Origin of the sequence: Hanamia caeni (assembly GCF_003721595.1) — a bacterium.
In the GTDB taxonomy this organism is placed as follows: domain Bacteria; phylum Bacteroidota; class Bacteroidia; order Chitinophagales; family Chitinophagaceae; genus Ginsengibacter; species Ginsengibacter caeni.
Window position 1 is genome coordinate 69,954 of the sequence record NZ_RJJR01000014.1, and the last position, 17,566, is coordinate 87,519.

A 17,566-nucleotide genomic window follows, 5' to 3' on the forward strand; every position below is an offset into this window, starting at 1 on the left:
TATGAACGGGCTATTTTATTTTCTTTTTTTATGTGGCGGAATATTTTTTTCGTTGGATGGGTTTGCACAAAATGATAACCTCATCACCGCCAATTTTCAAAATGTAAGCTTTAATGAATTTGTTCAGAAAGTAGAAGCACAAACAGATTATCATTTTTTTTATGAAACAAAGCAGTTTGACAGCACTGCTATTACCATCGCTATAACTAAGGCGCACCTTCCTTCAGTGCTTGATAAGATTTTCCACAACACGCAATGGCATTATACAATTGATAAGAATAACAATGTATTTATTACGCAGGGATTTACTCTTTCTGCCCAGCTCCCTTATGGTTTTTTTAACGGGGAAGAAGATACCTCCGCGCTTACGGCCGGCAGTGAGGCAGATGAAGTTGACTATATCAATAAACCCAAAAAAGTAAAGCAGGATATTTCAATAGAAAATAAAGTTTTTGATATCGGCATCAAAAGAAACACAGCTCCCAAGGGCAAAGTAAATATCGCAGGCTATGTTCGCGATGCACAAACGGGCGAAGCCCTTTCCGGCGCGGTTATATTTCTTTATCACCCCGCTGTGCAGGTGCATACTGATCAGTTTGGATATTATTCCCTGATACTTTCTGCGGGGCGAAATGTGCTTAACATTATTGCCCCCGGAATGTTTGATACTAAAAGGCAGGTAATGCTTTATTCAGATGGCAAGTTTGATATCGATATGGAAGAAAAAGTTTTTCGCCTGAAGGAAGTTTTGGTAGAAGCCGGCAAGGAGAAAAATGTGCGCGGCACTACGATGGGAATGGACAAGCTAACGATGACCGCAATAAAACAAATACCGGCAGTGATGGGAGAGGTGGATGTGTTGAGAGCGGTGCTCACTTTGCCTGGCGTAAAGTCTGTTGGAGAAGCAAGTACGGGCCTGAATGTGCGCGGTGGCGCCACTGATCAAAATTTAATCCTTTTTAATGGCGCCAATATTTATAATCCTTCCCATTTGTTTGGATTCTTTTCTGCATTTGATCCTGACGTGATAAAAGATGTTACATTATACAAAAGCAGCATCCCTGCAAAATACGGGGGGCGCATTTCTTCGGTATTGGACATTACTTCTCTTGATGGAAATGATAAAAAATTATCTGGTACCGCAGGCATAGGTCCTCTCACCAGTAAAATAACATTACAAGGGCCCATCATTAACAGTAAAACCACTTTTATCGCAGGATTACGAACTACTTATTCTGATTGGGTATTAAAGGTTTTGCCGAAGGAATATAGTAATAGTAACGCCTCTTTCCGCGATGGAACGATTCATATCAATCATAAAATCAACGGCAAGAATAATGTGTATTTAAATGGATATATAAGTACAGATAAATTTAAACTGAACCGTGACACGACATATCAATATCAAAATGCAAACGCTAATATAAACTGGAAGCACATTTTTAATAATCGTTTTTATGGCGTATTCATGGCAGGAATTGACCATTATGATTACCAGGTAGCATTTAACGGCGATTCTGTGAATGCTTACAAATTAAAGTATTCAATTAATCAATATAAATTCAACGCAGACTTTAGCTACTTCCTGAATAATAAGCACACATTAGCCTTCGGGATAAACAGCCTCCTGTACAATATTCATTCAGGCACCGTAAGCCCTATCGGCAAAGAATCTTTGTTTATCCGCGACTCCCTTGAAGCGGAGCACGCTTTGGAAAGCGCTTTGTATGTATCGGATCATTTTAATGTGTCTGAAAATCTATCGCTGGATGGAGGTATCAGGTATTCAATGTTTAACTATTTGGGACCAAAGCATGTAAACACTTATGCGCCGGGATTACCAATTGATCTCAGCAATGTGATTGCTTCAAATTATTACCCTTCGGGAAAAATTATAAAGACCTACAAGGGGCCGGAATTCAGGTTTTCAGCGAGATACTCTCTTTCAGATAACAGTTCAGTAAAAGCATCGGCTAACAGTTTGCGTCAATACATTCACCTTCTTACCAACACCACTACCATCTCGCCTACGGACGTATGGAAATTAAGCGATCCAAATTTGCAGCCGCAATTGGGAACGCAGGTAGCACTTGGCTTCTATAAAAACTTTAAAAATAATACCATCGAAACTTCCGCGGAAGTGTATTACAAATGGTTTGATCATTACCTTGATTACCGCAGCGGAGCACTACTGGTTATGAATCACAATATTGAAACGGACGTAATCAATACGAAGGGAACCGCCTATGGTATTGAGCTCCTCCTGAAAAAATCTTCCGGCAAATTAAACGGTTGGATGAGCTATACTTATTCGCGATCCATGCTTCAGCAAAATGATGCTCTTGCTACAGAAAAGATAAATAATGGTGACAGGTATCCAAGCAATTTTGACCAGCCTCATGATGCTACCATTGCTGCAAATTATAAAATCAATCATCGCTTTAGTATTTCTTTAAATGCTACCTACAGCACAGGACGGCCAATTACCCTGCCGGTTGCGGAATATGATTATGCAGGCTCCGTAAGGGTTTTATATTCAAACCGGAATGAATACAGGATACCCGATTATTTCCGAACAGACTTCTCATTAAATATTGACGGCAATCATAAGATCCACCAGTTAACTCATAATTCCTGGACGCTCGGTGTTTATAATTTAACAGCAAGAAAAAATGCGTATTCGGTATATTTTATTTCACAAAATGGAAGAATACAGGGTTATAAATTATCCATTTTTGGATCGGCTATTCCGTTTTTAACCTATAATATCAGATTTTAAAAAAAGATGAGACAGAAATATTTTTATTTATTCATTTTATCACCAGTCATTTTTTTCTTTATGATAAGCGGATGTAAAGACCCGTATTATCCCGAATTGAAATCATCCACCTCGCATTTCCTGGTAGTAGAGGGATTTATTAATCCTGACGGCATAACAAATATCAGGCTTACAAGGACGAGAGCAATTACAAAAGAAGATACCGCCGCTGTTATAATCGAAACAGGCGCGAATGTTTCCATCGAAGATAATAATAACAATATTTATCCTTTGTACGAATCGGGAGATGGCAATTATTCCGCCAGCTACTTTTTAGATGTGGCCGGCAATTACAGGCTGCATATCACCACACGGGATAACAAAGAATATGTGTCAGATTTTGTGGCCTGCAAAAATGCACCCCCAATTGACCTGCTGGGCTGGGAACTTAAAGACGGTAACGTGCAAATTTTTGTGAATGCGCACGACGAAAGCAATAAAACCATTTTTTACCGCTGGGATTTTGTACAGACCTGGGAATATCACGCTCAATACTACACTAACTTAATTTATGATCCTGACATTAAAAAAGTTGTATACCGGCAATTCCCTGTGTACGTTTGTTACCGTAGCAATAATTCAACAAAAATTTTTATAGGCTCGTCCGAAAAATTGTCGCAGGATGTAATTCATGAAGCGCCACTGGAATTAATTCCCAATCATGATAAAAGGATCAGCGTTTTGTACAGCGCCCTGATAACGCAATATGCACTTGATTCGGCAGGATACAATTATTGGAAGGCTATGCGGAGCAATACAGAAGAGATAGGTTCAATATTTGGCACACAACCCAACCAGGCAAAAGGCAATATCCATAACGTTTCCGATCCTTCTGAAAACGTAATTGGATACGTCACCGCCGGAACCATACAACAAAAAAGAATTTTTATCCGTAATTCCGACCTGCCGGGCGATTGGAATTTATTACCCTACTGCGATGAGAAAAGAGTTTCGTTAGACAGTTTGGACTTTTATTTCGGTACTGGCTATATGATTCCATATTCTGAAGATCCACCGGGCGCCGCAATACCAACCGCGTATTTCGGCGCGTCTGCTCCTTGCGTGGATTGTACACGTGAAGGAGGAACGCTTGTTAAACCATTCTTTTGGCCCTAAAAATTTATAGTTTCAATATGCCGGATGTTTGTAAAATATTAAAATATTTTTTTAGTTTATTTATTGGTTTACTGGCCTGTGGATTTGTGGCAGCACAAAGCCGGCCGTTGCAGGAGATGGCGAACAGTATCAATGTATTTTCGTCTAACCATATCCGTGAAAAAGTATATGTACACACCGACAAATCTTATTATCTCTGTGGTGAAATTTTGTGGTTTAAAGCCTATGTTGAAAATGCAATAAATAATCATCCTCTTTCTGTAAGTAAAATCGTTTATGTAGAGCTTCTGAATAAAGCACACGACCCTGTAATGCAGGCCAAAATTGGCATTAAAGATGGCAATGGCAATGGCTCTTTTAATCTTCCCCTTACGCTTGAAACCGGAAATTATGAGCTAAGAGCTTATACCAACTGGATGAAAAACGATTCAGCAGTTTATTTTTTTAAAAAGATTATTACCATAGTGAATACCACCCGTAACCTTGACACAACGATGGTTCATAATCATTTTTCCTATACCGCAGGATTTTATCCCGAAGGCGGAAACCTGGTGACCGGTTTAAAAAGCGTGGTAGCATTTAAGATTAACAACAACTATGGGAAAGGAGTGGATGCCACCGGAGTGATTGTTGACGAATCAAACGATACCATATTGCACTTTCATCCTCTTCAATTTGGCATGGGAAAATTTGAGCTTACTCCTGCGGTCGGAAAAAAATACCGCGCTATTATTTCACTGCCTGACAGCAGCAAGTTGGTAAAAAATTTGCCGGATGCCTACGCCAACGGATATGTTATGCATTTAGAAGATGCAGGAGATATTTTAAAAATTTCGGTTAACACTTCCGGCGAACCCTCTTCTCAAATTTATTTGATTGCTCAAACCAACGGAGTAGTGGATGCTTCACAAGCGGCCGCTATTACAAATGGCAACGCAAATTTTTCCATTAATAAAAATGATTTGGGAGATGGTGTGGTGGGAATAACCTTGTTTAATGATAAGCGGCAGCCAATTGCTGAAAGATTATATTTCAAAAGGCCTTCGAAAAGATTAGTTATTAACGCCCGGTCGGATAAGGATTTGTTTGGCAAAAGAAGTCCTGTAAAAATTGATGTATCCACCTCTGCGAAAAATTCGGGTAGTTTGCCTGGAAACTTATCGGTGGCTGTATACAGGCTGGATAGCCTCACCCGGCCTCAGGATGAAAATATTTTTTCTTATCTGTGGCTGTCTTCTGATTTGAAGGGATATATTGAAAACCCGGATTATTATTGTAAGGACGGCAACCCAGAAGCCAATGAAGCTTTAGACAATTTATTGCTCACACAGGGCTGGCGCACATTTGACTGGGATCATCTCAATGCCAAAAGTTCGTTTGCTTATATTCCCGAAAACCAGGGGCATCTTATTACAGGAAAAGTGACCAACGAAATCACCGGGCAGCCTGCGCCAAATGTGCTTGTGTATCTTTCGATACCCGGCAAGCGCGTGCAATTGTATGGCTGCAAAAGTGATGATCAGGGATTGGTGCATTTTAATATGGAAAATTTTTATGACAAAGGACAGATAGTTTTGCAAACAAATTATAATGTGGATAGCGTATACCGCCTGCAGGTTTTCACTCCTTTTTCGGATGAATATGGCGGTGGAGAACTTCCTAAGCTTACAGTTGCTGAACAAAGCGCAGATGAACTGGCAGAAGCAAATCTGCACATGCAAATTCAAGCTGCTTATCATTCCGGTGAATTTGAAAAAATGTATCCTCTTTCAATAGATACGCTTCCCTTTTATCAAAAACCTTATAAAACTTATTTACTGGATAATTACACCCGTTTTACCACGATGGAGGAAGTGATGCGCGAATATGTAGCAGAAGTAAACGTGGTAAGAAAAAATAAGCAGTACCACTTCAATACGTTTAATAATGCAGGTTTTGAATTGGAAAGATTACAGCCTTCAGAAAGAACGATGGTGGAAGATCCGTTGATTTTACTGGATGGCATTCCTGTTTTTGATGTTGATAAAATTATAGCCTACGATCCGCTGAAAGTCCGCAAACTTGAAGTAGTGGCTGCGAGATATTATCGCGGGCCCATCAGTGCTTACGGCATTGTAAGCCTTACTACCTATTCGGGCGATTTGCCGGGATTTTCATTAAACCCGCATGATGTGATTTTGGATTATGACGGATTGCAAAAGCAACGTATTTTTTATTCACCTGATTATGCTTCGGAAACCGCTATCAGCAGCCGCCTTCCGGATTTTAGAAATGTTTTGTATTGGTCGCCTGCAATAAATACCAGTGAAGAAGGGCAAGGCAGTATTTCATTTTATACCGGCGATATTCCAGGAAAATATTTGGTAGAGATACAGGGAATTTCGAATGATGGCTATGCCGGAAGTAGCAGTTTTACCTTTAGTGTGAAATAATAGAAAACATTTTCTAATTTTTAAAATTGCAGTAAAGCAATAAATAATCAGGATTTTTATTTGAGGCAAGAGTAACTTTAAAAAGTATTTTTTTTAGATAAAAAACTGAAAAGTGAAAAGCGGGATTTCATTTCTTTTGCTCTGTTTTGTGTTAGCATTTTACCGATGCAAGGATCCATATTATCCACCAGTAAATAATAAACCGCTCAATTATCTTGTAGTGGAAGGCTACATCACTTCCGATACCGTAACTGTTATCAGATTGACCCGTACAAGAAAAATATCTAAAGATGATACCGCCCAAAAAGTAGCTGAAACAAATGCAAATGTTTTTGTGGAAGATGATCATGGAAATGCTTACCCGTTAAGCGAAAACTCCGCCGGAACTTATGAAATGCCGGCGCGTATTTTAAATTTTTCTTATAAATATCGGCTGAATATTACGCTGGCAAATGGCAAAAATTATCTTTCTGATTTTGTGCCTTTTGAACAGTCGCCGGTAATCAATGGAATAGATTGGACGTTTAAGAACAGCGGCCTCCAGGTATATATAAATACCGTTGGCCGTCAAAATGAATCTCCCTATTACCGGTGGGTGATTGAAGGAGCCTGGGAATATCACACGCCCTTTGTTTCGGGATTGCAATATGATCCTATGTCGGGGGCTGTAATGCCACGGACTAATGATGTACATATTTGCTGGGTTTCAGACAATTCAACGAATGTTATTCTCGGATCAACGGCGAGTGCAAAAAACAATGTTCTTCATGGTCAGCTTATTTTTTTCCCGAATCACGACCGCAGGCTTAGTGTCAAATACAGCGCTTTTGTCACCCAATATTTATTGGATTCATCGGCTTACAATTTCTGGAAAGCGATGAAAAGCAATACGGAAGATATCGGTTCTATTTTTGATAATCAGCCCAATCAGGCGCCAGGAAATATTCATTGTACTACAGATTCTACTGAAACAGTCGTCGGGTATATCGGGGCCGGAAATACTGCTCAATTCAGAGGATTTATTGACAATAGTGTTTTGCCACCAACATGGAATCTTTCTACAGGATGCATTACAACGTTTGTGCCGGGCGATAGTGCGCAATATTATTTTCCTTATGGATATGTGCCGCTGTATGAAGAATATGTTAATCGGAAAAAAGGATGGAGTTCCACTTTAACTGAGTGCGGGGATTGTACTTACCTGGGAACTAATGTGAAGCCTTCTTTCTGGCCATAAGGAATTATTGAGCAGTGAAGCAATAAATAGGAAAGGTTTTTATTTTGAGTCTTCAGCAGCGAAAAATATAGCGCGTAATTAAATATTGAATGTTCGGCCAGGGAATAATTAGAAAAAATTTTCTCATTTTATTGCTACCGTATCGTAAAATATTACGTACGGTATTTTTCTTTGCAGAGAAATAAGTAATTTCATTTTTTTTAAAAACGTTTTGCAAACAATTAATCTTCAATACACATTTAATCAATGAAAAGTTTATCACGCCTTCTGTATCTTCCTGCATTTGCATTCCTGATGTTTTTTTTTAGTTGTAACAAGCGCTCCGGCAAGCCAAAATTGCTGGTATTTACTAAAACTGCCGGCTTTCATCATGCCTCTATTGAAGATGGTGTAAAGGCCATTTTTAGATTAGGGCAGGAAAACAATTTTGATGTTGATACCACTTCCAACTCGGCAATCTTTAATGAAGATTCGCTGAAAAAATACGCAGCAGTGGTCTTTTTGAGTACGACAGACAATACCGACGTCCTGATGACGAATTATGAAAAGAATGCATTTCAAAGATATATCGAAGCGGGTGGGGGATTTGTTGGCGTGCATGCCGCTACAGACGCGGGTTATCATTGGGGATGGTATACCAGATTGGTGGGCGCGAATTTCAATGGGCATCCCGAGCAACAAACAGCTTCGCTACACATTGTAGATAAAGAGAACATTTCAACAAAAGGATTACCTGATCCATGGGTGAGAAAAGATGAATGGTATAATTTTAAAAATCTAAATAAAGATGTACATGTGCTGATAACCATAGATGAAAAAAGCTATAAAGGCGGCACCAACGGCGATAATCATCCGATGGCCTGGTATCATGATTTTGATGGAGGCAGGGCCTGGTATACAGAATTGGGCCATACGCCTGAATCTTACACGGATCCTCTTTTCTTAAAGCATCTCCTGGGTGGCATCAAATATGCAATGGATGATAACAGGGAATTGAATTATTCAAAAGTAAAAACACCAACAATTCCGGCAGAAGACCGGTTTACAAAAACGCAGTTGGTAGAGGGAACTTTTTTTGAGCCGACAGAAATGACGATTCTGCCAAACCTTGATATATTGGTTGCACAGCGCAGAGGAGAAATCATGATGTACAATCACGCAACCAAAAAAGTAAAGCAGGTGGGCTATCTTGATGTGTATTGGCGCACGCAACATACACCCGGTGTAAACGCAGAAGAAGGGCTTTTGGGAATTCAAAAAGATCCCAATTTTGAAAAGAACCATTATGTTTATATGTACTATAGCCCTTCAGATACTTCGGTAAATCGCCTTTCACGGTTCACTTTTGAGAATGATACTATAAATCCGAAGTCAGAAAAAATCATTTTGCAGTTGTATGAGCAAAGGGAAATCTGTTGCCACACCGGCGGATCAATTGCATTTGACAAAAATAATCTCTTGTATGTTTCTACCGGCGACAACACCACGCCCTTTAATGAACCAGGCAAAGGATTTAATACGTATGGCTTTGCGCCGCTCGATGATCGGCCGGGCTTTGAACATTATGATGATCGCCGCAGCGCGGGTAACACCAATGATTTGCGCGGAAAAATTCTTCGCATAAAAATAAACGATGACGGAAGTTATTCTATTCCGGATGGTAACCTTTTCCCTAAAGGCAAAGACAGCACCCGTCCCGAAATATACGTGATGGGCGACAGAAATCCTTACCGCATTTCAGTGGATCAAAAAACAGGATTTTTATATTGGGGGGAAGTAGGGCCCGATGCCAACAACGACAGTCTTGCCACCCGCGGGCCGCGCGGTTATGACGAACTTAACCAGGCCAGGAAGGCAGGATTTTTTGGATGGCCATTTTTTATTGCTGATAATCTTCCTTACCGTCCTTACGACTATGCAACAGGAAAATCAGGCGAACCGTTTGATCCACAAAGGCCTGTAAATAATTCAAGGAATAACACAGGCTTACAAGTATTGCCTCCTGCTCAGCCAGCCTACATCTGGTATCCTTATGCGGAGTCCAAAGATTTTCCACAAGTAGGAAGCGGTGGCCGTACTACAATGGCTGGACCTGTGTATTACACCGATATGTTTCCGGATTCAACCCGGTATCCGGACTATTATAATGGAAAACTATTTTTCTATGATTGGATTCGCAATTGGATAAAAGTAGTTACAATGCTGCCAAATGGCGATTTTGACAATATGGAACCATTCATGTCGGATACCAAATTTAATAATATCAGCGACATGGAAGTAGGTCCTGACGGAAGGTTGTATGTACTTGAATATGGCACTGGTTGGTTTGCAAAAAATGATAACGCAGGCCTTGCCCGGCTTGATTTTAACAGCGGTAACCGCGCTCCGAAAATTTCTTCCCTCACCGTAGATAAAACTTCAGGCGAACTTCCTTTGCAGATTATTGCATCTGTAAAAGCTGTTGATCCGGATAAAGATCCTGTTTCTTACATCTGGCATATTGGAAACCAGATTCAGAAAAAAACAACAGATCCTACTCTACAATATACGCTTGATAAAATAGGCGATTATGCGATATCTGTTGATGTAACAGATGATAAAAATGCTTCATCTTCCAGCAACACCGTAAATGTGTATGCAGGAAATACCGCGCCTGTTGTGAACGTACTTATAAATGGAAATAAAACATTTTATTTTCCCGGCAATCCTGTAAAATATAATGTTGATATTACGGATAAGGACGATTCAACAATAGATCCACACAATCTTTTGGTGCACGCTGATTATTCAGATCAAAAAGACAAAGTTGCCTCTACGCAGGGTCACCAGGTATTTGAAAGAGAAATGGCAGGAAAAACTTTAATGCTTTCTCTTGATTGTAAAGGTTGCCATAAAGTAGATTCAAAATCCGTTGGTCCCGCGTTTATAAGCGTGGCCCAACGGTACCAAAAGAATAAGGATGCTACTTCTGTTCTTGCAGAGAAAATTATCAAAGGCGGAAGTGGTAATTGGGGCGAGGTGGCCATGGCAGCGCATCCTGAATTAAAAGAGAGTGATGCAAAGCAAATTGTATCCTGGATATTGTCGCTGGCGGATTCAGATAAAAAATCAAAATCCCTTCCTCAAAGCGGATCTGTGGATGCCACAATGAATCAGCCTGCCAGGGACAATGGAGTTTTGACAATTTATGCAGCTTACACCGATAATGGCGGTAACAATACAAAGCCGTTAATGGGAAGTGGATCTGCAGAACTGAGAAGCAGTAAAATGACTTTTGAGGGGGTAACTAAAATGGAAGGCTACAGTAAAGCAACTTTTGGTGGCAAAACATTTTTGATTATTCCTGCTGAAGGCTGGTTCAGAATTGACAGTATCGATCTTTCCGCAATCACAAAGGCATCTATAATGATGGGCTGGCAAAAGCCGCCGGTGGCAGGATATACTTTTGAAGTGCATCTTGATTCACCGACCGGACAAAAAATAGGGGAGTTTACTTTTGCCGGAAAAAATGGTCCTGCTCCAAAAGATGCAAAGCCGCAATTTGCTGTAATTACTTCATCCATTTCTCCTGTGAATGATGGAAAAATGCATAATATTTACATTGTAAGCAAGATTGCTGATCCGTCAGTTAAGGGCATGGCCGCGCTTTCATCAATTGAGTTTTTTGTGAAATAATATCGGATGCACAGCAGTTTAATTTGCTATTGTAGTTAAGAGATTTTTTCGGGCTGGCAAACATAACAGGATTGCCAGCCCTTTTATTTAAATCGACCAGGCAATTACGATTTCCAAAAAGCAACAAAATAGTGACTTAGGGAAAAAACTGTAATTTTTTTTACACACCAAAAAGAAATCGAATATATTAGCAAATACATATTCTTACACTTCATCGTAAAATTTTTACCTTGTCTTCATCGCCCAACGAATTAAAGCGCACACTGACGCCCGCCATGTTATGGGGCCTGGGTGTAGGTTATGTTATTTCAGGAATGTATTTTGGCTGGAACCTGGGCCTTGCCGAAGGCGGCACATTAGGCCTTGCTATCGCTACTTTTTTTATCATCATCATGTATGTTACGTTCACTTTTAGCTATGCTGAGCTCGCATGCGCTATACCAAAAGCGGGTGGCGCATTTGACTATACATCCCGGGCGATGGGAAAAGATCTCGGCTTTCTTGGCGGCATGGCGCAGAATATAGAATTTATATTTGCGCCGCCGGCCATTGCGTTTGCTATTGGCGCATATTTTAATTTATTTTTTCCTCAAATACCAATTCTTATAATTGCCATTTTTGCCTACATTCTTTTTACTGCTTTAAATATTTACGGAGTGAAGGCAGCAGCTATGTTTGAGCTTACAATTACCATTCTTGCCGTAGGCGAATTGTTGCTGTTTAGCGGCATTACTTTACCACATTTCGAGTTCAGCAATCTCCAGGAAAATGCATTGCCAAATGGGTGGCGGGGCATTTTCGCTTCTATTCCTTTTGCGATATGGTTTTTCCTGGCTATTGAAGGCGTAGCAAACGTAGCCGAAGAAGCTATCAATCCTCAAAGAACTATCCTGGTTGGTTTTGGTTCAGCGATTTTTACGCTGGTCATTTTATGCATTCTTACTTTCGCGAGCTCTGTTGGTGTTGCCGGCTGGCAAGCCATTGTTTATAAAGCAGACGGTACCATGTCTGATTCTCCATTGCCATTGGCCTTGTCGCATATTGTGGGCAATAATCACCTGCTATATCACCTGCTGATTACCATTGGCCTTTTCGGCCTTATTGCTTCTTTCCATGGAATTATTCTTGCGGCAGGCAGATCGGTTTTTGAATTTGGCCGGGTGAAATTTGCGCCTGCTTTCATTGGCAGGGTCCATCCAAAATTCAAAACGCCTTCCAATGCATTACTGGTAAATATGGCAATCGGAATAATTGCGCTTCTTACCGGAAAGACTGCTGAAATCATCACTATATCTGTGTTTGGCGCGTTGACTTTGTATATTATTTCTATGATTTCTTTTTTTCAATTACGAAAAAAAGAACCTGAACTTGAGCGTCCATTTAAGGTGCCTGCTTATCCGCTTTTTCCAATCATCGCTTTGTTGCTGGCAATAATTTCTTTTATAGCTATGATGATTTTTAACTGGGAACTTGCTATCGTATATTTTATATTTATGGGTATATGTTTTGGCGCTTTCAAAATCTTTAAAAAATAATTTTCATTAAATGCTGTGAAATTAGTTTTATGAATACCAATGAAATTCTTCAGTATGTAAAAAATCATCCGTCTGGTAAAGTAAAAATTGCCCTGACAGACATAGACGGAATTTTGCGCGGAAAATATATTTCAACAGAAAAGTTTCTTTCTGTAATAGAATCGTCAACAGGATTTTGCGATGTAATTTTTGGTTGGGATGCCAATGATGTGGCGTACGATAACGTAACCTACACCGGCTGGCATACAGGTTATCCGGATGCTCCCGCAAAAATTGATATATCCACGTTTAGAAAAATTCCCTGGGAAAACGAACTTCCTTTCTTCCTTGGTGAAATGCTGGATAGCAGCTATAATCCCTCCCCGGTTTGCCCAAGGCAACTATTAAAGAAAGTTTTACATGATGCCGATGCAATGGGTTATCTCCCGGTTTTTTCCCAGGAATTTGAATGGTTTAATTTTAGGGAAACTCCTGATAGCGCTTGTGACAAACAATATAAAAATCTTATTCCGCTTAGCCCGGGAATGTTTGGCTATTCTATTTTGCGGAGTTCTCTGAACAATCCTTTTTTTACTGACCTCTTTGATTCGCTTAAGAATTTTAATATTCCGCTGGAGGGATTACATACTGAAACAGGCCCCGGAACATTTGAAGCAGCCATTACCTGTTCTGAAATTACAGAAGCTGCTGACCGGGCTGTATTGTTTAAAACGGCAATAAAGGAAATTGCTTACAAACATGGGTTTATGGCGACTTTCATGGCTAAGATAAGTGAAAATTTACCCGGTTGTGGAGGACATGTTCATCAAAGCTTGTGGAACAAAGACAAACAGAAAAATTTGTTTTATGATTCGAACGGTTCAAATAATATGAGTGAATTGATGAAGCGTTATATTGCCGGTCAATTGTATTGCCTTCCTCAAATGCTGCCTATGTTTGCTCCGCTGATTAATAGCTACAAGCGATTAGTAGAAGGTGCCTGGGCACCCACCACATTGACGTGGGGGATTGACAACAGAACGACAGCCTTACGCGCACTGGTCGCGTCTGAAAAATCATGCCGGTTGGAAACCAGAGTGATTGGCGCCGACGTAAATCCTTACCTGGCAATGGCTGCATCGCTGGCTTCGGGATTATACGGAATAAAGCATGAACTTACATTAAACCAATTGGCAACGGCAGGAAATGGATATACCGATATTTCGAATGGTACAATTCCTACAACTTTGCATGATGCAACACAAAAAATGAAACAGTCAGAAGCGGCCCGTGAAATGTTCGGTGAAAAATTTGTTGAACACTTTTGTCAAACACGCGAATGGGAATGGAAACAACATTTAAAAGCCGTAACCGACTGGGAGTATAAGCGCTATTTTGAAATTATATAATCACTTCCTTTCAGAAGATAAAATTGTTTAAATAAATAAAAATAGAAATCGGATAAATTTGTTCTTTTACTGGAATGTTTGTACCTGAATCAATAGTTTATAGATATCTGCGCTCCAAACCCTCAAATCAATTTGCAATGACTTACGACCAAATTTGGCAATACAATTTTCCAACCAACATCCGCTTTGGACCGGGCTCCAGCAAAGAGTTAGGGGCCTATCTTATTAGTAATAATTTATCACATCCACTGGTTGTGACAGACAGCACCATCATTCAACTGGATTTTTTTAAAGAGATTATTAATCACCTGAAAAACAAAAATATTTCTGTGGAAGTGTTTTCAGACATTCATAAAAATCCGGTTAAATCTGATGTGTACAGGGGAACAGAGGTTTATGATGAAACCAAAAGAGATTCGGTTATCGGCATTGGCGGAGGCGCTTCTCTTGACGTGGCAAGGGCCATTGTGCTGCGGGTAAACCATCGTGAAGATCTTTTTAAATATGACGACCTAGTGGGTGGAGATATTTATGTCACCAATGATGTACCTCATTTTATTACCATTCCTACTACGGCGGGCACCGGCAGCGAAGTTGGAAGAAGTGCAATTATAGCAGATGATGAAACCCATCAGAAGAAAATTCTTTTCTCTCCTAAGCTAATGGCTAAAATCGTGTATGCCGATCCGTTACTAACGATGGATTTGCCACCATTTATTACTGCTGCAACCGGCATGGATGCACTCACACACAATATGGAAGCGTTTGTTGCCAAAATGTATCATCCCATGTGTGATGGAATTGCTTTGGAAGGGATATCGCTGATTAGCCAATCGTTGGAGAAGGCAGTAAACCGTCCCGATCTGGAATCAAGAAGTAAAATGCTGATTGCTTCGCTGATGGGTGCCGTGGCTTTTCAAAAAGGCCTGGGCGTTGTTCATTCACTCGCCCATCCGTTGTCTTCCTTACTCGACACGCATCATGGCCTGGCCAATGCCGTAAATATTCCTTATGGGATGCAATTTAATATTTCCGGGTTTGAAGATAAATTCCGGCGAATTGCGCGAACTTTAAACCTGGAAGAAGAAAGTGGTGAAGCAGTAGTGAAATACCTGTTTGAATTAAATTCTAAAATCAATGTTCCGCATCATTTGCGTGAAATAGGAGTAAGGGAAGAGCATATTGAAACACTGGCAGATTTGGCCATTGCTGATTTTGCGCATCCAAATAATCCAAAGCCTGTAAGCCGGGAAAACTTTAAGCAGCTTTATTCAGAAGCATTGTAAGAAAATGAAAAAAATTATTATTGGAATAAGTGAAGGTTTGAATTATTCAAAATATGAAGATTGGATAAAGAAAGAACCTGACGTAGCCGTAATCATGCTCAGTTACCGTCTTGATAATTTCAGTGAAATAGAAAAGTGCGATGGAATTATTCTTAGCGGTGGATGTGATATAAATCCTGTATTGTACCACCAGCCCGGATTTCTTCCCTTTTCGGATCCCAATGAAATCGACGAAAAAAGAGACGAGTTTGAGTGGAAAATAGTGCAACATACAGAAGAAAAACAAAAGCCTCTCTTGGGCATTTGCCGCGGATTGCAATTTGTAAATGTGTATTTTGGCGGCATTCTATTACCGGACATTCCTTCCTTTGGAAAATTCAATCATAATAAATTTGAAGAAGGCAAAGACAGGCATCATAATGTGATGGTAGATACCAATTCACTTTTATACAAAATAACCGGCGAGCAAAGCGGCATGGTGAACAGTGCCCATCATCAAAGCGTGGATATTCCGGGAGAAGGATTGGTGGCGAACGCTGTATCCGCAGACGGAATTATCGAAGGAATGGAAAGACGATATCCTGAAGGAAAATCTTACCTGATGCTGGTTCAGTGGCATCCTGAACGAATGATAAACCAGGAAAGTAGTTTTGTAAAAAAAGTAAAGCAAAGCTTTATGGACGCCTCACGGCAATTTGCTAATAAATAATTTATGAAAATATTCAATCCGGCCACTGAGGAATTAATTCAGGAAATGGCAGAAGATGATAAGCTTTCTGTTGAAAAAAAATATGAGGATTTGCATGCCGCGCAACCCGCCTGGAGAAGAATTCCTTTGAAAGAAAGGATTACAATTCTTCAGAGATTTTCTGAATTGCTTGAAGAAAACCTGGAGCAAATTGCTTTGATATTAACGCAAGAAATCGGGAAGCCTCTCCAGCAATCGCGTAATGAAATCAAAGGCGGCATTGCCCGCATCCAATGGCTTACAGGCAATGCAGAAAAATATTTGTCGGATGAGATAATGAAATCAGAAAAAGGTTTGGAAGAAAAAATTTCTTATGAACCGTTGGGCGTTATTTGCAATATCTCTGCATGGAACTATCCTTATCTCGTTGGTATCAATGTTTTTGTTCCTGCATTGCTTGCGGGGAATGCAGTAATGTATAAGCCGTCTGAATACGCGGTTCTCACCGGTCTTGCCATACAGGATTTGCTACAACAGTCAGGCGTACACGAAAATATTTTCAAGGTGGCCGTTGGGGGAAAAGAAGTGGGAGAATTGCTTTTGCAACTTCCCTTTGATGGTTATTTTTTCACCGGCTCTTACCAAACAGGAAAATACATTTATGAAAAAGTAGCGCCTAAAATGGTACCCTGCCAATGCGAATTAGGCGGTAAAGATCCTTTGTATGTAACAGATGATATTTCAGATGTAAAAGCGGTTGCTGCTGCCACTGCCGATGGCGCCTTTTACAATAATGGCCAGAGTTGCTGTTCGGTAGAGAGGATTTATGTGCATGAAAAAAAATACGACCAATATGTCGACGAATTTGTTAACGAAGTGAAATCATATAAAGCTGGCCTTCCGCTTGAAGAGGGCGTTTATATCGGTCCACTCACCCGGAAAGAACAATTGAATACAATTGAACAACAGGTAAAAGATGCCGTAGAAAAAGGCGCGCAGATAAAAACTGGTGGGAAAAAAATTGAAGGCAAGGGTTATTATTTCGAGCCAACTGTGCTCACCGATGTAAACCACACGATGAGTGTGATGAAAGAAGAATCTTTCGGGCCTGTGATAGGAATTATGAAAGTGAAAGATGATGAAGAAGCCGTCCAGTTGATGCGCGATACCGAATATGGTTTAACTGCGTCGGTGTATGGCAACAGTAAGGAACGGGCAGAAAAAATATTAGAACAAATCGATGCCGGCACCGGCTACTGGAATTGTTGTGATCGCGTTAGCGCTGCTTTACCCTGGGGCGGCAGAAAACATTCTGGCATTGGCGTGACGCTTTCCCATGCCGGGTTGAGAGCCTTTACGAGGCCGAAAGCTTATCATTTGAAAGGATAACC

The 17,566-nt window shown here is 40.3% G+C and carries 10 protein-coding genes; all 10 read left to right on the forward strand.

The window, feature by feature from the left end; translation table 11 throughout:
- The first annotated feature begins 1 nt into the window (after window position 1).
- The 10 genes from EFY79_RS16190 to EFY79_RS16240 all read left to right on the forward strand — a co-directional run bounded on the left by EFY79_RS16190 (window position 2) and on the right by EFY79_RS16240 (window position 17,564).
- Entirely contained in the window at window positions 2–2,779 is a 2,778-nt protein-coding gene (locus EFY79_RS16190; RefSeq protein WP_123121774.1) for a TonB-dependent receptor, read from the forward strand.
- Between the two features lie 6 nt (window positions 2,780–2,785).
- The gene (locus EFY79_RS16195) at window positions 2,786–3,934 is read left to right on the forward strand and encodes a DUF4249 domain-containing protein (RefSeq protein WP_123121775.1); all 1,149 of its coding nucleotides are present in this window, start codon (window positions 2,786–2,788) and stop codon (window positions 3,932–3,934) included.
- Window positions 3,925–6,366, forward strand: coding sequence for an alpha-2-macroglobulin family protein (locus tag EFY79_RS16200; RefSeq protein WP_148041949.1), 2,442 nt, complete (start codon window positions 3,925–3,927; stop codon window positions 6,364–6,366). The genes EFY79_RS16195 and EFY79_RS16200 overlap by 10 nt, the downstream gene beginning before the upstream one ends.
- A 112-nt stretch (window positions 6,367–6,478) precedes the next feature.
- Window positions 6,479–7,603: a DUF4249 domain-containing protein gene (locus tag EFY79_RS16205; RefSeq protein WP_123121777.1), complete on the forward strand. Its 1,125-nt coding sequence runs from the start codon at window positions 6,479–6,481 to the stop codon at window positions 7,601–7,603.
- Between the two features lie 246 nt (window positions 7,604–7,849).
- On the forward strand, window positions 7,850–11,278 hold the full coding sequence (locus EFY79_RS16215) for a ThuA domain-containing protein (protein ID WP_123121779.1): 3,429 nt from the start codon (window positions 7,850–7,852) through the stop codon (window positions 11,276–11,278).
- A 230-nt stretch (window positions 11,279–11,508) separates the two neighbouring features.
- Window positions 11,509–12,813 carry an ethanolamine permease gene (gene eat / locus EFY79_RS16220; protein ID WP_233578038.1) on the forward strand — a complete coding sequence of 435 codons (1,305 nt, stop codon included), beginning with the start codon at window positions 11,509–11,511 and terminating at the stop codon, window positions 12,811–12,813.
- Window positions 12,814–12,842: 29 nt separating this feature from the next.
- A complete protein-coding gene (locus EFY79_RS16225; protein ID WP_123121780.1) occupies window positions 12,843–14,201 on the forward strand; it encodes a glutamine synthetase family protein in 1,359 nt (452 codons plus the stop codon).
- 137 nt (window positions 14,202–14,338) lie between these two features.
- The gene (locus EFY79_RS16230) at window positions 14,339–15,487 is read left to right on the forward strand and encodes an iron-containing alcohol dehydrogenase (protein WP_123121781.1); all 1,149 of its coding nucleotides are present in this window, start codon (window positions 14,339–14,341) and stop codon (window positions 15,485–15,487) included.
- 4 nt (window positions 15,488–15,491) lie between these two features.
- Window positions 15,492–16,196, forward strand: coding sequence for a gamma-glutamyl-gamma-aminobutyrate hydrolase family protein (locus tag EFY79_RS16235; RefSeq protein ID WP_123121782.1), 705 nt, complete (start codon window positions 15,492–15,494; stop codon window positions 16,194–16,196).
- Window positions 16,197–16,199: 3 nt separating this feature from the next.
- Window positions 16,200–17,564: an aldehyde dehydrogenase family protein gene (locus tag EFY79_RS16240; protein ID WP_123121783.1), complete on the forward strand. Its 1,365-nt coding sequence runs from the start codon at window positions 16,200–16,202 to the stop codon at window positions 17,562–17,564.
- Window positions 17,565–17,566: the final 2 nt, after the last annotated feature.

Bases quoted from the DNA above. Each gene is read 5' to 3' on its own strand.
- EFY79_RS16190 (WP_123121774.1), top strand. From the start codon at position 2: ATGAACGGGCTATTTTATTTTCTTTTTTTATGTGGCGGAATATTTTTT.
- EFY79_RS16195 (WP_123121775.1), top strand. From the start codon at position 2,786: ATGAGACAGAAATATTTTTATTTATTCATTTTATCACCAGTCATTTTT.
- EFY79_RS16215 (WP_123121779.1), top strand. From the start codon at position 7,850: ATGAAAAGTTTATCACGCCTTCTGTATCTTCCTGCATTTGCATTCCTG.
- EFY79_RS16225 (WP_123121780.1), top strand. From the start codon at position 12,843: ATGAATACCAATGAAATTCTTCAGTATGTAAAAAATCATCCGTCTGGT.
- EFY79_RS16230 (WP_123121781.1), top strand. From the start codon at position 14,339: ATGACTTACGACCAAATTTGGCAATACAATTTTCCAACCAACATCCGC.
- EFY79_RS16235 (WP_123121782.1), top strand. From the start codon at position 15,492: ATGAAAAAAATTATTATTGGAATAAGTGAAGGTTTGAATTATTCAAAA.
- EFY79_RS16240 (WP_123121783.1), top strand. From the start codon at position 16,200: ATGAAAATATTCAATCCGGCCACTGAGGAATTAATTCAGGAAATGGCA.